This window comes from Lentzea sp. HUAS12 (assembly GCF_024125735.1).
Lineage (GTDB): Bacteria > Actinomycetota > Actinomycetes > Mycobacteriales > Pseudonocardiaceae > Lentzea > Lentzea albida.
Genome location: NZ_CP099738.1, coordinates 2,688,270 through 2,704,204, shown reverse-complemented (window position 1 = coordinate 2,704,204; position 15,935 = coordinate 2,688,270). Strand labels below are relative to the sequence as shown.

Genomic DNA, 15,935 nt, shown 5'->3' with positions numbered 1-15,935 from the left:
GGGTCGCTTGTGAATGTTTCGAAAACTTCCGGGCCCTCTGCCGGCTGATGTGCGCCGTGAACGCAAGACTGGCGCGCGGACCGATTCGGCACTAGTTTTCGCCGACGTGAGCGGCGAAGTGATCATCCTGACCGGTCCGCCCGGCGCGGGGAAGACGACGGTGGCCGGGCTCCTCGCGACCGGTGCTCCCCGCCCGTCCGTGCACCTCGTGACCGACCAGTTCTACCGCTGGATCCGGACGGGGTTCGTGCCCCCGTACCTGCCCGCGGCGCAGCAGCAGAACGAGGTCGTCGTCGGGGCGATCGTGACGGCCGCCGCCACCTACGCACGCGGCGGCTACGACGTCGTGGTCGACGGGATCGTCGGGCCCTGGTTCCTCGACCCGTTCCGCGCTCTGGCCGACGAGCTGGCGGTCTCGTACGTGGTGCTCAGGCCCGATCTCGACGTCACCCTGGCGCGGGCGGCCGGACGCGGTGGTGACGAGCTCCAGGACGTCGAGCCGATCACCGGCATGCACGCCGCGTTCGCCCGGCTCGGCGACCTCGAGGGCCACGTGATCGACAACGGCCACCTCGACGCCGGGCAGACCGCGGCCGAGGTGCGGCGGGTGCTCGGGGCGGGGGGCCACCGGCTGACGTCAGCCCGCTGAGGACGGTCCGCGCAGGTAGCGGGTCACCATGTCGACGAGCTCGTTCTCGAACGTGTCCACCGGCTGCTCGAACGCGGCCAGCCGGTGGGTGTTCAGCTCGACGGTGAACACGACGAGGTCGACGGCGGTGTCGAGGTCCCGCACGCGCACGTCCGGGTGGCGGGCGAACACGGCGCGGACCTCGGCCACGCGCTGCTCGCCGTGCCGGGTGATCGTCTCGCGCAGCTCCTCGGAGAGCTGGCCCTCCTCGATCATGATCCGCAGCAGCCGCGGGTCGTCGCGGTGGTTGTCGACCGCGTCGCGGACCAGTGCCCGCACCACGGACTCCAGCGAGCCGGGGGAGAGGTCGAGCCGGTCGGCGTGCGTCCACGTGCCGCGGTCGATGTGCCGGACCATCAGCTCGGCCAGGATCGCGTCCTTGTTCGGGAAGTACTGGTACAGCGAGCCGATCGAGACGCGGGCCTGCTCGGCGATGCGGTTCGTGGTGCCCGCGGCGTACCCGTGCTCGGAGAAAACGTGAGCAGCCGCCGTCAGGATGCGGTCGCGGGTGAGTTCCGCGCGCACCTGACGGGGCTTGCGACGTGGCTCGACGTCGCGGCCGGAGGCAGGCATGGCGTCCTTTCGAAGGCTCTGGAAAAGCGAGTATCCAAGACATGAGCAAAAGCTCACAATAGTGTCATGACCTGCGAAGACGTCAGCTCCGGCCGGATCGGCACTGTGGAGGGGGTGGAAGCCCTCGTCGGACGTCCGGCGTCGATGATCATGTTGAAGCAGCTCGCCGCGCTCGACGAGGGCTGCGTGGACGTGCTCGCGCGCAGCCCGATCGCGGGGTTCGGGCACCGCGACGCCAACGGCACGAGCAGGACGACGTTCGTCGGCGGCGCACCGGGTTTCGCCCGCGTTCTCTCGCCGGCCCGGATCTCCTTCGAGACGGACGCCGCCGACGGACCGGCGTCGTTGCTCTTCCTCCTGCCGGGTGCCGGGGAGACGTTGCGGGTCAACGGTGTCGTGCGCCGCGGCGGCTTCGACGTCGAGGAGGTGTACGTCCACTGCGCCCAGGCCGTGCTGCGTTCCGGGCTGTGGCAACCGCCCGCCTCCGCGCACCCCGCTCCCGAGGTGGCGGACGGTCCACTTGCAACACCCGGTGTCGCGGACTTCCTGGCCAGCGCACCGTTCCTGGTGCTGTCCACCTGGGACGGCGATGGCGGCAGCGACACGAGCCCGCGCGGGGACCAGGAGGCGGTGGCGCGGATCCTGGACGGCCGCACGCTCGTGATCGCGGACCGCAAGGGCAACCGGCGCGCCGACACGCTCCACAACCTGCTCGCGGACGACCGGCTCTCGTTCGCCGCGCTCGTGCCGGGGCGCAACGGCGTGCTGCACGTCCGCGGGCGGGGAACGATCACCGCGGACCCGGCGGTGCTGGCGCCGTTGTCGTTGCGCGGCACGCCACCGCACGCCGCGGTGCTCGTCGACGTCGAAGCCGCCGAGCTGACCACGAGCGACGCCGTGACGCGCGCCCGGCTGTGGAACCCGGCCGCCCGCGGCAAGGTGCCGGACCTGATGGCGCTGGCGGGCCGGCACCTCGCCGCGAACACGGTGAAGGGCCGGTCGGTCCTGCTCAGGATCGCCGGCATCGTGCCGGTGAAGTGGCTGAGGGCGGTCATGAACCTCGCCTACCGCACAGGTCTGCGCAAGGAGGGCTACGAGCTCGCCACCACACCTCCTTCTGTTGTGTCACAGGAAGAACCGCTGCGGGAGGTGCGCGTCGCCGAGGTGCGCCACGAGACGCCGAGCGCCGTCACGCTGGTCCTGGAGGACGGCGAGCCGTTCGACTTCCTACCGGGCCAGTTCTTCACGCTGGTGGCCGACGTCGGCGGCGTCCCGGTGCGCAGGCCGTACTCGGCGTCGTCGGCACCGGGGACCACCCGGCTGGAGGTCACGGTCAAGCAGGTGGAGGGCGGCCGGTTCTCCCGGCACGTCCGCTCCCTCCGCACCGGCGACCGGGTGGCCGTGCGCGGCCCGTCCGGCGCCTTCCGGCTGGAGACCGGCGATGACGTGGTGCTGATCGCGGCCGGCAGCGGTGTGACGCCGATGATGAGCATGATCCGCACGGTGCTGGCCGAGCCGGAAGGCGACCGCATCGCCCTGCTCTACAGCAACCGGACCGAGGAGGAGACCATCTTCGCCGCCGAACTCGCCGCGCTCGCGGAGGAGCACCCCGGCCGGTTCGCGGTCACGCACGTGCTGACGTCGCGTGTCGGCCGGCTCGACGTCCCCGCTGTGCAGCGGTGGACGACCGATCTCTCGCTCTCGCCAGGAGCGCGGTTCTATTTGTGCGGGCCCGAAGCCCTTACGGCCACCGCGCGGAAGGCGCTGGACGGGCTCGGCATCCCCGCCGGGCGGGTGCGGGTGGAGAGCTACGCGGGCTCCGCCACCGCGGCGGGATCCGCCACGCCCCAACGGATGACCGTCGAAGGCGTGGGCACCGCGGTGGTCGAGCCCGGTCAGACGCTGCTCGACGCCGCGCTCGCGGCCGGTCTGCCGATGCCGTACTCGTGCACGGTCGGCAGCTGCCGCGAGTGCGTGGTGAAACTGCTGGCCGGAAAGGTGTCCCCGCAACAGGACGACGGCCAGGTGCTCACCTGCACGAGCGCTCCGCTGACGGACGTCACCCTGGAACTCAGCTGACCGTCGTCTCGGCGACGCGCTCGTTGTCGGCCGGGTTGTTGTCCGCCCGCCCGTCGAGGCGCACGCGGGCCTTGAGCGTGGCCTTGCCGAGCGCCGCGTCGTCCGCCGAGTACGTGTAGCCGAACGGCACGACCTCCGTGCTGTTCACCGCCACGTGCCGGCGAACGGTGCCGACGACGTCGTGGTAGCCGTCCGCCCTGCGGCGCAGCAACTCCACGACGACGTCCTCGGCGTACCGGGTGCCGGTGACCGACACCTCGACCTGGCCGGTCTCCCCGACCTTCGCCGCGGCGGGTGCCTTGACGGCCGCGAGGGTCACGTCGTGCGTCTCGACGCTCAGCGTCGTCGTCGAACTGCCGGTCCTGCCGTCGGCCGTGTACCCGGTGATCGTGACCTGGTACGCGCCGTCGGCGGCGTACCGGTGCCGGACCTCGGCCTGACCGGGAACGGCCGTGATCGGCGCCGACGTGCCGTCACCGAAGTGCACCTCGCCGCCCGCGAGCCAGCGCCCGGCGGGGTCGCCGGAGTCGATCCCGAACCGGACCTCGTCGAACACGCCAGGGGCGGCGGGCAGCACCCACGACGCCGTCGGCGTGATCCGCGGTGCGTCCTCCAGTCGCAGCGTCAGCGGCTCCGCTCCGTAGATGTCGTTCGCGACCCGGACGTAGTACGTCTCACCCGGCGTCGCCGCGAAGACCACCGGGTCGTGGGAGGAGTTGAGGCAGTCCAGTTCGGACAGTGCGTCGAGCGCGGTGCCGCGGTAGACGGTCACCGCGGCGAGGTTGGTGCGCTGGGTGACCTGCGCGGCGAAGATCCCGGCGCGATCGGGCGTGAAGCGGTACCACAGCGACCGGGTGGACAGTCGGTCGCAGGGCGACCTCGGCTCGCCGACCTCGAATGTCGCCGGTCCGGGATCTCCCGCGACGTCGGTGCCGATCGGCAGGGGTGCGGCCGCCGCGAAGTCGTCGTTGACCGACCGCGGCACGAGCTCGAGGCCGAACTCGACGGGACCCGCGAACCGCCTGTCCTGCAGGAGGAAGTGGTAGGTGGTGCCCGCGGTCACCGCGAACGTGGTCGACCCGCCGCCGTACGGGTGCTGGCAGGCGCCCGGCGTCCACGTCAACGCGCCGCGCGTGCCCGTGTAGGCCGAGATGGCGGGCTTCTCGTCCTCCGGCCGGTCGGTCGCCATCCGGACGAAACCGTCGGCGGGCGCGGTGTAGCGGAACCAGACGCTGTTCGTGCCCCAGTCGCAGTACGTCGGGTCGTCGGTCGCCGTCGCCTCAGCGGTGTCCACTGTGGACTTGAACGGGAGCGACGAGATGGTGGTGGCCTCGTCGAAGTCGTCGTTGGACGGCGGCGCCGCGTGAGCCGCGGGCGCGAGTGCCGTCGTCAGCAGGGCCGTGAGGCCGATCGTCAATGCACGCAAATGAAAACCCCAGTTCGTGTTGACCTCTCGGTGGTGAAGACGCGCCACACGACGTGGGGGATGGCTGCGGCGGGAGTTTTGGATCTTCTGCCGCAACGGCGTGCGGCCAACCGGACGCCACCGCCGACGGGAAGCTAGGGCCGCAAAACGAGGTCCGCGCTGTGGTCCACGCAGCGCTGCCGGGGACGCGGCCGCCCCCGCGCGGTCAGCGCCCGGTCGAGCTCGCGGTAGATCCCGCCGAGGTCGAGCGGTCCCGGCCCGTCGAGCACCCGCACGAGCTCGCCGGTGAACTCGGTGTTGCGGGCGCCCGCCCGGTACGCGGCCTTGGTGGTGCGGTTGGTGGCGGTCAGCAGGTGCAGGTCCGCGGCGGCGGGGGAGTCCAGGGCCAGGCCGGAGTAGCAGCAGTCGAGGACGACGACCCGGTGCCGCGCCTTGGCGTGCTTCATGATCTCCAGCACGGAGTCCAGCGGCAACGACGTGCGGCGGGCGTCGCGCGGGGTGTCCACCGAACCGGTCAGCGCCAGGCAGAGGCGGTCGTCCTGGTCGCGCAGGCCGTGCCCGGCGTAGTAGAAGAGCAGCAGGTCTGCCGGGGACGAGGCGCACCCGTCGAGCCGGTCGAGGACCAGCCGCGCCGCCACCGGATCGGTGAACAGGTGCAGGCCACCGGTGTCGACGACGTCGAGCAGGACGTCGTGCAGGTCGGTGAGGTTGGCGGCGGCCTGGTCCAGCTGGGGCAGGCCGCCGACGTAGGTGCTGGTGCCGACCAGCACGGCGCGGGAGTCGGGCACTCAGCCCTCGTCCAGCAGCCGCGTGATGCGCTCCAGCAGCGACTCGGCGTCCGCGGGCGCCTCGACGTCGATCTCCAGCCGCTCTCCGTCGCGGGTGATCCGCAGGCTGATCCGGCGCGCCTTGGCCCGTTCGGTCAGCCAGGTGAAGAACGGCCGGGCCAGCGGCACCGTCGCGGCGGCCACGACGACGGCGTCGGCGGCGCCGCCCAGCTCACCCTCCGCCGGGCCGTTCATGCGGAGGTCGACGCTGCCCCGCAGGTCCTCCTCCAGCCAGGCGGCCAGGTCGCGGGCGTCCCGGTCGCGGTCGGCGGCGTCGCCGTCGAACTCGAAGAGGGTCTTGTCGGACAACGGGTCTACCTCTCGGCGGCGGTGTTGCCCCGGCGGCGGCGCCGCGCGGTGTCGAACAACGGCAGGTGGCCCGGCACCTCGTAGGGCAGCCGGAACGCGAGGGCGGCCTCGTCGAGGTCGACCAGGTCGCACAGGATCCGCTCGGCCTCGCGCAGGCTCCCGGGAGGAGCGCCCTGGCGGTAGGTGTGGTCGAGCCAGTCCCGGTTGAGCGCGGCGAGGTTGCGCCAGGCCGCGTCGAGCTCGGTGGGCGGCGGCGGGCAGGCCACCCCGCCGCCCGTCGTGGCGGCGACCAGGTCCGCGAACCCGTACGGCACCGGGCCCTGCGACGCGACGGAGATCCGCGTGCGGAAGCAGGGTCCCGAGGTGTAGCGGGCGGCGGCCTGGGCGAGCAGCGGTGCCGCGTGCACGGCCATCCGGTCGGCCGGCGGCGCCACACTGGTCCAGATCGGGTTCACCGGGCCGGGGCGGGCGAGCACGTCGTACTCCTCGGCCAGTCGCCTCAGCGCCCCCGCCAGCGCGAGGGAGGGGGCGTAGGGCTCCAGGTAGAGGCTGAGCACGGTCGGCTCGGGCATCCGCGCCAGCTCGTGCCACACCGGTTCCCACGAACGGTCCTCGGGCGGGCGGGGCGCGGTGAAGGCGAAGCAGAACTGCCGGCCGGTGTCGCGCCGGGAGCACGGCGCCCAGCTCAGCCGCTTGCGCACCTCGAAGGTGCCCCGGACGTCGAGTGGGCCCGGCACGAGCTCCTGGCTGATCTCCCGCCCGTCCGGCAACGGCTCGGTCAGCACGTGCGGCGGCGCCGCGGCGAGCCGGTGGCGCAGCCGCACCGCCGCCTCCTCCGCCCGGCGCGGGTCGGGGTCCTGCACCCGGCCGAGCAGCGTGCACGACACCAGCCGCGTCGCCGGGTCGTTGCGGAACCGCAGTTCCCAGCGCTCCTGCGACGCGGTGGTCCACTGGCCCGCGAGCCAGGCGCGTTCGCGGGCCGTGGTCTGCGCGAGCCGTTGCGGCTCCTCCACGTCGGCGAACGCGCGGGTCTCGGCCAGCCGCCGGGCCGGGTGCACGCGCACGCCGACCCACGCCCAGCTCATCTGCGCCGTGCTCTCCACGAGCACGCCGGGAGCGGTCACTGGTGTCCCGGGAGGCTGTGGCGCCCGGTGTCCGGCGGGGCCCCGTGCTGCACCGGCGGCGAGTACCCGCCCGGCACCGGCCCGCTCGCGAACGCGCCCTCCTCCACGGGCGGCATGCCGTAGGGGAAGCCGAACTGCTCGGGCACCTGGATGCCCTCGACCGCGACCATCAGGCCCTCGCGGCAGGCGGCGTGCACGGCCTCGCGCATGGCCCTCGCCCGGTCGGCGCGCAGCATCGCGATCTCCGGGTCGTTCTGGCCGGACATGCCGCGCACGATGCCGACCAGGAACTGGCGGATCAGCGTGGAACCGCGCCGCGAGCGCCACATCTGCCACCCCAGGTACAGGCTCGTGCCGTAGCTGAACACCGAGACGTAGACGCGGAAGTCGCCCTCGGTGAGGAACAACCGGTGGCTCAGTTCCAGCGGACCGGCGCCGGTGCGAATTCGCCGCGTCCCGCCGTCGAGCGGGAGCTGGCGGTGCCGCAGCGTGCCGGAGATCTGGCTGTAGACGGACGGCGCGAACTCGGCGCGGTCGGTCAGCACCACGCGCCACTCGGCGACCGGTTCCGGCAGTTTCGTCAGCAGCAGCACCACGAAGAAGACGACGACGGCGCCCACGTTGCCGATCGACCAGAAGACGAAGGCGCCGGCGGCGGTGTCGATGCTGCCCGCGGACATGCTGCCGAGGCCCACCAGGAAGCCGAGCAGCCCGAACACCGCCCACACCAGGAACGACGCGGCGGCCGCGCGTGCCCACAGCTGGAACACCACGCGCCAGCTCACCGTGTCGTCGAGGTAGAGGTCCATCGGGCGGTGGCACAGGTTCTTGTCCAGGTAGGCGGCGTTGCCGTCGCCACCCCGCCAGCCCGGCAAGGGCTGGACTTGGTTCTCGTTCAACGTGCGGGTCCTTCCGGTGACGGCGTGCGACAACCGGATTAGTAGCGCTCCTCCTCCGGTCTGTTAACGAATTCGAATGCATTCACTCTGATGTCGCAATCTATTTCTCAGCGGGGTGGAATGAGATCTGGGAAAAGCTGCCAAAAAAGTGACACCGATGTCAGTGGAACGGTTCCGTCGCGAAATTCGATTGCGTGTGGCCGTCAGCCGATGGTGACGACGTGCGCCCACTCCGGTGGGGTGTCGGGTTCGTAGTCCGGATCGTCCTCGGAGATCGTCTTCGGGCGGGGGAACAGGCCCACCACCGTGCGGCACGGCGGTGCCGACTCGGGCCACGGGGTCTGGCCGTCGGTCAGGGCCACGACGACGTCGGGACGCGGGAGCGAACGCAGGGCCGTGGCGAAGCCCTCCCGCAGGTCCGTGCCTCCGCCGCCCACGAGAGGAATCCCCTCCGCTCGGCACCACGGGCCGGTGACGTGGGCGGCGGCGTCGCAGGACAGCACCGACACCAGGTCGCGCCGGCAGCCGACCGCCCGGATGATCGCCGCGATCTCGAGGAGCGCGCTACCCAGTTCGGCGTCGCTCACGGACCCGGAGGTGTCGACGACGACGGCGACCCGCGGCGGGCGGCGGCGCAGGCTCGGCATCACCACCCCGGGCACGCCCGCCGACCTGCGGGACGGCCGGCCGTAGGTGTAGTCCTCGCCCACACCGGGGCCGGAGGCGGCCGAGCGGATCGCCGCCCGCAGCAGGCTCCGCCACGGCTGGGGCGGGTGGAACGCCTCCTCCGCCCACCGCTTCCAGCCGTCCGGGACGCTGCCGGGAGCACCTTTGATGCCCTCCGCCACGCGGAACCGGACGGCGTCCCGCTCCTGCTCGCTGAGCCCGTGCGCGCCGTCCGGCCCGAGGTCCCACACCCGCTCCAGGCCGTCGGCGCCGCTGCCGCAGTCGAGCCACGCGAAGGCGTTCGTGTGCCGGCCCAGCCGGAACTGGCGCAGGTAGTCCTCCATCAGCTGGCCCTCGGCCAGCCGCAGCGCCTCCGGGTGGACCGCGCCGTCGGGCCGTGGCAGGCCGTCGCCGAACACGTCGTCGTTGATCTCGCAGTCGCCCGCGATGTTCATCCGCAGCCGCTCACCCGGCCCGTGCAGCTCGTGCTGCACCGCGTACCGGTCGCCGCGCCCGTGGTGGTCGCGCAGCAGGTGGGACACCTCGTGCACCCAGACGCCGGCGAGCTCCTCCAGCGGCGTGCGGTCGACGAACGCGGGCGAGACGTAGCAGCGCCAGTGCCGGTCGACGGCCATCGTCGGCACCTGGTGCGACTCCACCGGGTGCAGCGCGAACAACGCCGTCGCGAGGTAGGGCCGGCAGCGGACCGCGTACAGGCGGGCGGCGAACAGCTTCTCCTCGTCCAGGATCACCGGCCACCACCCCCGGTGCGGGCCAGGGCCCGGTCCGTCCGCTGCGACAACGACACGGCGCCCGCCAGCCGGTCGATCGTCGCGGGGACCTGCCAGTCGTCGCGACGCAGCGCGGCGAGCGTGGCCGCCGGGACCACCACGAGGTCGGGCGCTCCGGTGTCGAGAGCCAGCGACAGCAACGCCCACGCCGCGTTCCAACGGGCCTCGTCCGGCCGGTCGCGCACCGCGGCCACCACCCCGTCGAGCACCACCTGCCGCAGGTCACCGCGCTCGGGCAGCACGGCCACCGCCGGGTCCGCGAGCAGCACCTCGGGATCCGGCAGGTCCATCCGGTCGATGCTCGCCAGCAGCTCCAGCCCGGGCCCGTCCCCGACCGCGCCCCGCACCAGCGCCGAGAGCACCTCGCGGGACGTCCCGGCCGCGGTCGCGAACGCGATCAGCCGCAGCGCCATCTCCCAGCTGCGCGGCGAGGGCCACGGACCGCCGCGCGCCGTCTCGTTCTTCGGCAGCTGGTGCACGAGGTTCGGCCGGACGGCGAGGAGCCCGCACACCGCGCGGCGGGCGAACGCCACGGCATCGGGCAGCAGCGCCGGGTCGAGCAGCGGGAGTGCCGTGGTGGGCCAGGTCCCGCCCAGCCCGCGGACCACGACGTCGTGGTCGTGCTTCCACTGCAGGTGCACGAACCGGTTGGCGAGAGGCGGACTGAGCTCCCAGCCGTCGGCCGCCGACGTCCGCGGGTTGGCGGCGGCGACGATCCGCACACCCGGCGGCAACCGCAGCGCGCCGACACGGCGTTCCAGCACGACCCGCAGCAGCGCGGCCTGCACGGCGGGCGGCGCGGTGGACAGCTCGTCGAGGAACAGCAGACCGCGCCCGGCCCTGACGAGGCGCACCGCCCAGTCGGGAGGCGCCATCGGCACGCCCTGCGTCGCCGGGTCGTCCCCGACCACCGGCAAGCCGGAGAAGTCGGAGGGCTCGTGCACGCTCGCGATCACCGTGGTCAACGGCAACGAGAGCGCCTCGGCGAGCTGGGTGAGCGCCGCGGTCTTGCCGATCCCGGGCTCACCCCACAGCAGCACCGGCAGGTCCGCGGACACGGCCAGCGTCAGCGCCTCCAGCTGGGGATCGTCGCGCGGCTCGGTGGCCGTGTCCCCGAGCAGGGCGAGCAACTCGGCCGCGACGTCCAGCCGGGATCCGTCGGGCACGTTCGAGAAAGCAGGCATGTGTGTGGTCACCTTTGAGCGAAGAGGGGTCAGCGGACGGACGCGCGCTGCCGGCGGCGTTCCTCTGTGGACGGTGCGGGCCCCTGGACGAGCCCGGCGCGGTACAACCCGTGCACGACCTTGCGTCGCGCGGCCGTCTCCAGCGCAGCGCGCAACGGCCCGGTCCGCAGCAGGGCGTCCGGCCCGAGCAGGCCTTCGACCACGGCCAGGGCGCCGGCGACGTCGCCGTGCGCCAGGCGGGCCCGGACGTCCGGGAGGTCTTCCGGATGGCGGTGTGCGGCATCGATCGCCCTCAGACAGGGCAACCCGTTGCCGCCCAACGCGACCAGCAGCTCCTCGCGGCGGATCTCGTCGGGGGAGTGGTCGAGCGGCACCAGGACGCCGCCGACCACCCCGATCTCGTGGTTGGCGCCCCGGCAGTCGACGAGGCGGGAACTCGTTGTGCCGTCCGGGTTTGCGGTGGGGGCGGGCCGTGCTTCGGGTGGGATGAGGGCGGAGGCGACCAAGGGGTGGAGGCGATCGGCGGTGATGAGGCCGGCGCGCACCAGGTCGAGGTCCGGGGATGTCCAGGTCGCGGCGTCGGGGAGGATCGGGAGGGCGGGACGAGAGGTGGCCGGGGTGCCCCTGGGGTCGAGCGGCCCCGAATCCGTTGCCCCGCAGCCACTTCCGTCCAGCACCACCCACTTCCGCGACCCGAGCCGCACCCCGACCGAGCTGCCCTCCACCCCGTCCGCGCGGACCAGCAGCGCGGCCTCCTCACCCCACCGGTCGAGGGCGCGCCCGCCGGGATCCCCGCCGCTCCCGGCGCGGAGCGCCAACTCCGCCGTCCTGCGCGCATCCCACAGGTGGCGGTGCAGGTCGAGGCGGAACCGCCGGTCGGGCCGGGGATGCGGATGCCCGCCCGCGCCGGCCAGCACCCCGGAAGGCGCCCACACGGCAAGGCTGATCCGCTGGCCCGCGGCAGCCCAGGCCGGAGGCGTGCGGGCGACGAGGTGCACCTCGTGGCCCGCGTACCTCGCCAGCGAGACGGTGAGGCCGGGCCTCAGCAGGCCGTCCGGGCCGACCCTCGGGAAGTGCCAGCGCAGCAGGTCAGGTGCGAGGTGGCGCAGGTCGGCGCGCAGCGCCCGTGCCAGCGGTCTGCCGCGGGCACGACTCACGACGCGGAGGTCGAGGTCCACGTCGACCCGTGCCGCGGCGCAGGCACCGGCCCAGTCGCCGGACTCGCGGCGGGTGGTGGAGGACTCGATCATCGACGGCGGCACGGCGAACTCGCGCACGTGCGACCAGAGAAGGAGGCGGGAGGAACGTCCGTTCACGAAGTGGTGCATCAGCACTCACCTTTGGTGAACGGGACCCCCGATCTGCTCGTGGAAGTAGTCATCGCGGGAACCGTATCAGGGCGCGCAAGTGCTTTCCGCTCTTGCCCGCACCGCGGCCACCACCTTGGTGTGCAACGGATGCGTCGCGGGCAGCGTGAGCAGGTCCACCAACGCGAACAGGTCGAGTGCCGCGCTGACCTCGCGCCAGCCGCCGGGCAGCGGTCCGCACCCCGCGACGAACCCGTGCTCGAACGCCGGGCCGGTGTCCTCGGGGAAGCGCAGCACGTTCCCCACGTCCGCGAGCGGGTTGCCGCTGTAGGCGAACTCCCAGTCGAGCACGGCGGTCACCGACCAGCGGCCTCCTCCGCGGGCGACGAGGAGGTTCTTGCCGTTGAAGTCGGAGTGGACGAGCCGGGCCACCGGTGCCACGCCCGCGAGCACCCGCTGGTCGCGCTCGGCGAGGGCGAGCAACGCGGCCTTGTCGCGGGGTTCGAGTGCCATGTCGCCGACGCGGTTCGCGGTGAACGCCGGAAGCCGATCGTGCCGATCGACGCCAGCACCGAACCCACGGCGCGGCCGAGTTCCTCCGCCTCCCCGTCACCTAACGCGGCCACGACCCGGTTGAGCATCACGCCGTCCGCGAACCGCGACAGCAGCACGGGTTCCCCGGCCGCCGAACCGTCCGGATCCGCCGCCACGACCTCGGGGACCGGCACCACGCCGCTCACCCGCACGGCGAGGTCGCGTTCGACCGCGCACGTGTCGCCCCGGAGGTATCGCCGCAGGACGAACTTCTCGCCGCTCCCGCTCACCACGGCGACGTTCTGGTTGCGGTACCCGCCGGACAGCTCACCCGCCACCCGCGCGCCGGGGAGGTGCTCGGCGAGCCACCCGGAGACCGCCGCGGGCAGCTCGGTCACGAGAACCGTGCCAGGAAACGGGCTGTGGCACGCGGACCGCGGAACACGTGCACCTCCGCGTCCTGCGCGTGTGCCGCGAGCGCTTCGAGCAGCACGGGCCTGGACCGGCGGCGCCACGACCAGACCCACTGCCAGAAGTCGGCGTTCTCCCTCGATCGCCACACGGCCCGCCACGCGCACCGCGGGAACGAGTAGTCGAGCAGCAGCACCGTGTCGGCCCTGCGGAGCCGGACGTCGAGCACGTCGTACGGGCCCAGGTCGCCGTCCATGACCCACCGGTCCTCGGCGGCGAGCTCGCCCTGCACGACGACCCAGAGCTCGAGCGGCGTCGATTCCAGACCCGGACCCCAGAAGTGCTTGTCGAGCTCGACGACGGGAAGCCCGGTCGCGGCCCCCAGGGCTGCCGCGAGAGTCGACTTCCCGGCACCGCCGCGGCCCAGTACCACCACACGTTCCACGAGATGATCGTGCCAGAACCCCTAGTCGGTCTGCTGCTCCATCACCAGGATCGCCCCGGCGGGCTCACCGCTGTTGCTGCGCAACGAGCTGCACACGACCCGGACGACGACCTCGCGGCCGCGCCGGTTCACCGCCGTGAGCTTGACCTCGTCGATGAACGCCGGATCGGACAGGGCCGAGCGCACCACCGGGCGCAGTTCGGCGACAGGCAGGCCGATGTCGAGGTTGAGCAGGTGCTCGCCCTCGGCCTCGTCGCGGCGCACGCCCCAGAGCTCCTCGGCGCCGCGGTTCCAGGCGAGGACGCGCATCTGCAGGTCGAGGACGACGACGCCGGCGCGCAGCGAGGTGAGTATCGACTCGAGGAACTCGTTGACCTGGTCGAGCTCGGCGCTGCGTTCGCGCAGGGTGTCGTTGATGGTCTGGAGCTCGTCGTTGGTCGACTGGAGCTCCTCGTTCATCGTCTCCAGTTCCTCGTTGGTGGACTGGAGTTCCTCGTTCGTGGTCTCCAGTTCCTCCACTGTGGACTGGAGTTCCTCGTTGGTCGTCTCGAGCTCCTCGTTGGTGGACTGGAGCTCTTCGTAGGCCGACTCCAGCTGGCGGTTGGCGTACTCCAGGTCCTCGAGCAGCCTGCGCGCCGACGTCACGTCGTGGAACACCACGGAGACGCCGAGGATCGTGTTGTCCACACCGATCAGCGGGTTCACGTGGATCTCGAACCACAGCGACTCGCCGGGTCCGCGCAACCACTCGACGTCCTTGACGCGCAACGACTTGCGTTCCAGCCGGGCCTGTTCGACGTACCCGCGCAGCTCGATCGGGCGGTACGAGAGGTCGAGGTCGCGCAGCGGCCTGCCGACGTCCTTGGGGGACAGTCCGAACGTCGTCTGCGCCTGCTGGTTCGCGAGCGCCACCACGTCGTCCGCCGTCACGACCACCTGCGCGACGGGACTCGCGGAGAAGGCGTGCTCGCGCAGCTCGTCGATGCCGCCGACGTCGACCCGGCGGTCGTGCACCATCGGGTAGGACACGAAGTGCGCCGCGCTGCCGGAACCGTTGGGCGCCTTGCGGAAGATGCGCCGCTTGAGGTCTATCGGGTCGAAGATCCGGCTGTGGCTGAGCAGCATCTCGGCCTTGCCGAGGAACAGCACGCCCTTCGGCACGAGCGCGAAGTGGAACCGGCCCAGGATCTTGGACTGGGTCTCCTGGTTGAAGTACATCAGCGTGTTGCGGCACACCAGCAGGTCGATGCGCGAGATCGGCGCGTCCTGCACCAGGTCGTTGCGGCCGAAGATGACCGAGCGGCGCAGGTCCTTGCGGAAGCTGTAGCGGCCGTTCTGCTGCTCGAAGTACTTGGCGACCAACTCCGGTGGCACGCTCTGCAGGTCGCGCTCGCCGTAGCTCGCGAGCCTCGCCTGGGTGAGGGCCTCGTCGTCGACGTCGGTGGCGTAGATCTTCACCTGCTGCCGGAACCGGTCCGGGCCCAGCGCGTCGGCGAGCACCATGGCGAGGCTGTAAGCCTCCTCGCCGGACGCGCAGCCCGCGCTCCACACACGGATCGGGTCGTCCGGCCCGCGTTCGGCCAGAATCGTCGGCACCACGTCCTCGCGCAGGTACGTCCACGCCTCGGTGTCGCGGAAGAAGCCCGTCACGTTGATCAGGATCGTGTTGAACAGCGCGCCGAACTCGTCCGCGTTGACCTGCAACTGGTCGATGTAGTCCGGGTAGTTCTCGATGCCGATCTGGCTCATGCGGTGCCGCACGCGCCGTTGCAGGCTCGTGCGTTTGTAGCCGGTGAAGTCGAAGCCGCGCGACTCCTTGAGGTAGAGCAGCACGTCCTCGAAGGCTTGGTCAGGGTCGGGGCGACGGTCGTTCACGACGGCAAAGCTACCGCTTCGGCCTGGGGGCCAGCACGGCCCACACGATCTTGCCACCATCGAACGACGGACTCGTGCCCCAGGCGACGCACTTCCCCTGGACCAGCTCCAGTCCTCTGTGGCCCGCCGCGCCTGGCCGCGAGGCGGTCAGGACAGGGGGTTCGGGGTGGCCGTCGCGGACGGCGAGGGACAGTCCGCTGGCCCGCAGTTCGAGGCGCAGGAGGGACTCGGTGCGGGCGTGCCGGACCGCGTTCTCCACGAGCTCGGTCGCCACCAGCAGCGCGTCGTCGACCAGCGCCGGCAGGTCCCACTCCTCACATGCGGTGCGCACCTCCTCCCGCGCCAGGAGCGCGGCGACCAGCGAGTTCGGCAGCGATCGCCGGCGGTAGCGGCGCAACGGCGGTTCCGCGGCGCGCTCGAGCGCGGAGTCCAGGTCCGCCACCGTGGCGATCTGCCGGGAGATGCCGCCGCGGGCGAGCTCGTGCCGGTGCCGGTCGGTCTCCGCGACGAGGACCACGGGCACACCGGGCCACTGGGCGGCCTTCATCCAGACCGAGGTGAAGACGGCCAGCATGGCCCTGCTCGCGACCTCGAACCCGGGTCCGAGCCGAACGACCACCGCGACGGGCGTCTCCGCCACCAGTTTCAGCAGGTCGTCACGCAGCGACGGGTAGGAGGACAGGTCGAGCCTGCCCACGGGCGTCGCCACCACCACGCCGGCCAGCTCGGTCTTCTCGACTCCGAGGCCCGTCATGCGCCCGCGTCCTCCTGGGGATCGGGGTCCGGCGGGTGCACCG

At 72.3% G+C, this 15,935-nt stretch carries 15 protein-coding genes and 1 pseudogene; 2 read left to right on the top strand and 14 right to left on the bottom strand.

The window, feature by feature from the left end; translation table 11 throughout:
* Positions 1–106 precede the first annotated feature (106 nt).
* A complete protein-coding gene (locus ND450_RS11960) occupies positions 107–649 on the top strand; it encodes an AAA family ATPase (RefSeq protein WP_253326212.1) in 543 nt (180 codons plus the stop codon).
* On the opposite strand, the gene ND450_RS11955 is transcribed toward ND450_RS11960, so the two are convergent.
* On the bottom strand, positions 638–1,261 hold the full coding sequence (locus ND450_RS11955; RefSeq protein WP_253326211.1) for a TetR/AcrR family transcriptional regulator: 624 nt from the start codon (positions 1,259–1,261) through the stop codon (positions 638–640). The genes ND450_RS11960 and ND450_RS11955 overlap by 12 nt on opposite strands.
* A gap of 66 nt (positions 1,262–1,327) precedes the next feature.
* Here ND450_RS11955 and ND450_RS11950 point away from each other — a divergent pair, with 66 nt between their 5' ends.
* Positions 1,328–3,340: a 2Fe-2S iron-sulfur cluster-binding protein gene (locus ND450_RS11950; protein WP_253326210.1), complete on the top strand. Its 2,013-nt coding sequence runs from the start codon at positions 1,328–1,330 to the stop codon at positions 3,338–3,340.
* Here the strand turns inward: ND450_RS11950 and ND450_RS11945 are convergent.
* From ND450_RS11945 to ND450_RS11885, 13 genes and pseudogenes are all read right to left on the bottom strand, one after another.
* Positions 3,333–4,757, bottom strand: a complete 1,425-nt coding sequence (locus tag ND450_RS11945) for a hypothetical protein (RefSeq protein ID WP_253326209.1) — start codon at positions 4,755–4,757, stop codon at positions 3,333–3,335. The genes ND450_RS11950 and ND450_RS11945 overlap by 8 nt on opposite strands.
* Before the next feature lie 143 nt (positions 4,758–4,900).
* Positions 4,901–5,554 carry a caspase family protein gene (locus ND450_RS11940; RefSeq protein WP_253326208.1) on the bottom strand — a complete coding sequence of 218 codons (654 nt, stop codon included), beginning with the start codon at positions 5,552–5,554 and terminating at the stop codon, positions 4,901–4,903.
* The gene (locus ND450_RS11935) at positions 5,555–5,902 is read right to left on the bottom strand and encodes a hypothetical protein (protein WP_253326207.1); all 348 of its coding nucleotides are present in this window, start codon (positions 5,900–5,902) and stop codon (positions 5,555–5,557) included.
* A gap of 5 nt (positions 5,903–5,907) precedes the next feature.
* Positions 5,908–7,026, bottom strand: a complete 1,119-nt coding sequence (locus ND450_RS11930) for a hypothetical protein (RefSeq protein WP_253326206.1) — start codon at positions 7,024–7,026, stop codon at positions 5,908–5,910.
* The gene (locus ND450_RS11925) at positions 7,023–7,925 is read right to left on the bottom strand and encodes a hypothetical protein (protein ID WP_253326205.1); all 903 of its coding nucleotides are present in this window, start codon (positions 7,923–7,925) and stop codon (positions 7,023–7,025) included. Before ND450_RS11925 ends, ND450_RS11930 begins: the two co-directional genes overlap by 4 nt.
* A gap of 203 nt (positions 7,926–8,128) precedes the next feature.
* Positions 8,129–9,343, bottom strand: a complete 1,215-nt coding sequence (locus ND450_RS11920; RefSeq protein ID WP_253326204.1) for a VWA-like domain-containing protein — start codon at positions 9,341–9,343, stop codon at positions 8,129–8,131.
* Positions 9,340–10,566 (bottom strand): MoxR family ATPase, encoded by a 1,227-nt coding sequence (locus tag ND450_RS11915; protein ID WP_253326203.1) that lies wholly within the window; start codon positions 10,564–10,566, stop codon positions 9,340–9,342. The genes ND450_RS11920 and ND450_RS11915 overlap by 4 nt, the downstream gene beginning before the upstream one ends.
* A 29-nt stretch (positions 10,567–10,595) precedes the next feature.
* Positions 10,596–11,894 carry a hypothetical protein gene (locus ND450_RS11910; RefSeq protein WP_253326202.1) on the bottom strand — a complete coding sequence of 433 codons (1,299 nt, stop codon included), beginning with the start codon at positions 11,892–11,894 and terminating at the stop codon, positions 10,596–10,598.
* Positions 11,895–11,960: 66 nt separating this feature from the next.
* The gene (locus ND450_RS11905) at positions 11,961–12,386 is read right to left on the bottom strand and encodes a phosphotransferase (protein WP_371927692.1); all 426 of its coding nucleotides are present in this window, start codon (positions 12,384–12,386) and stop codon (positions 11,961–11,963) included.
* Positions 12,387–12,433: 47 nt separating this feature from the next.
* A pseudogene (locus ND450_RS46020) lies at positions 12,434–12,745 on the bottom strand (phosphotransferase); the annotation flags it as partial.
* A 56-nt stretch (positions 12,746–12,801) separates the two neighbouring features.
* On the bottom strand, positions 12,802–13,263 hold the full coding sequence (locus ND450_RS11895; RefSeq protein WP_253326199.1) for a DNA topology modulation protein FlaR: 462 nt from the start codon (positions 13,261–13,263) through the stop codon (positions 12,802–12,804).
* Positions 13,264–13,284: 21 nt separating this feature from the next.
* Positions 13,285–15,198, bottom strand: coding sequence for a CheR family methyltransferase (locus tag ND450_RS11890; RefSeq protein ID WP_371927691.1), 1,914 nt, complete (start codon positions 15,196–15,198; stop codon positions 13,285–13,287).
* Positions 15,149–15,892 carry a hypothetical protein gene (locus tag ND450_RS11885; RefSeq protein WP_253326197.1) on the bottom strand — a complete coding sequence of 248 codons (744 nt, stop codon included), beginning with the start codon at positions 15,890–15,892 and terminating at the stop codon, positions 15,149–15,151. The genes ND450_RS11890 and ND450_RS11885 overlap by 50 nt, the downstream gene beginning before the upstream one ends.
* Positions 15,893–15,935 lie beyond the last annotated feature (43 nt).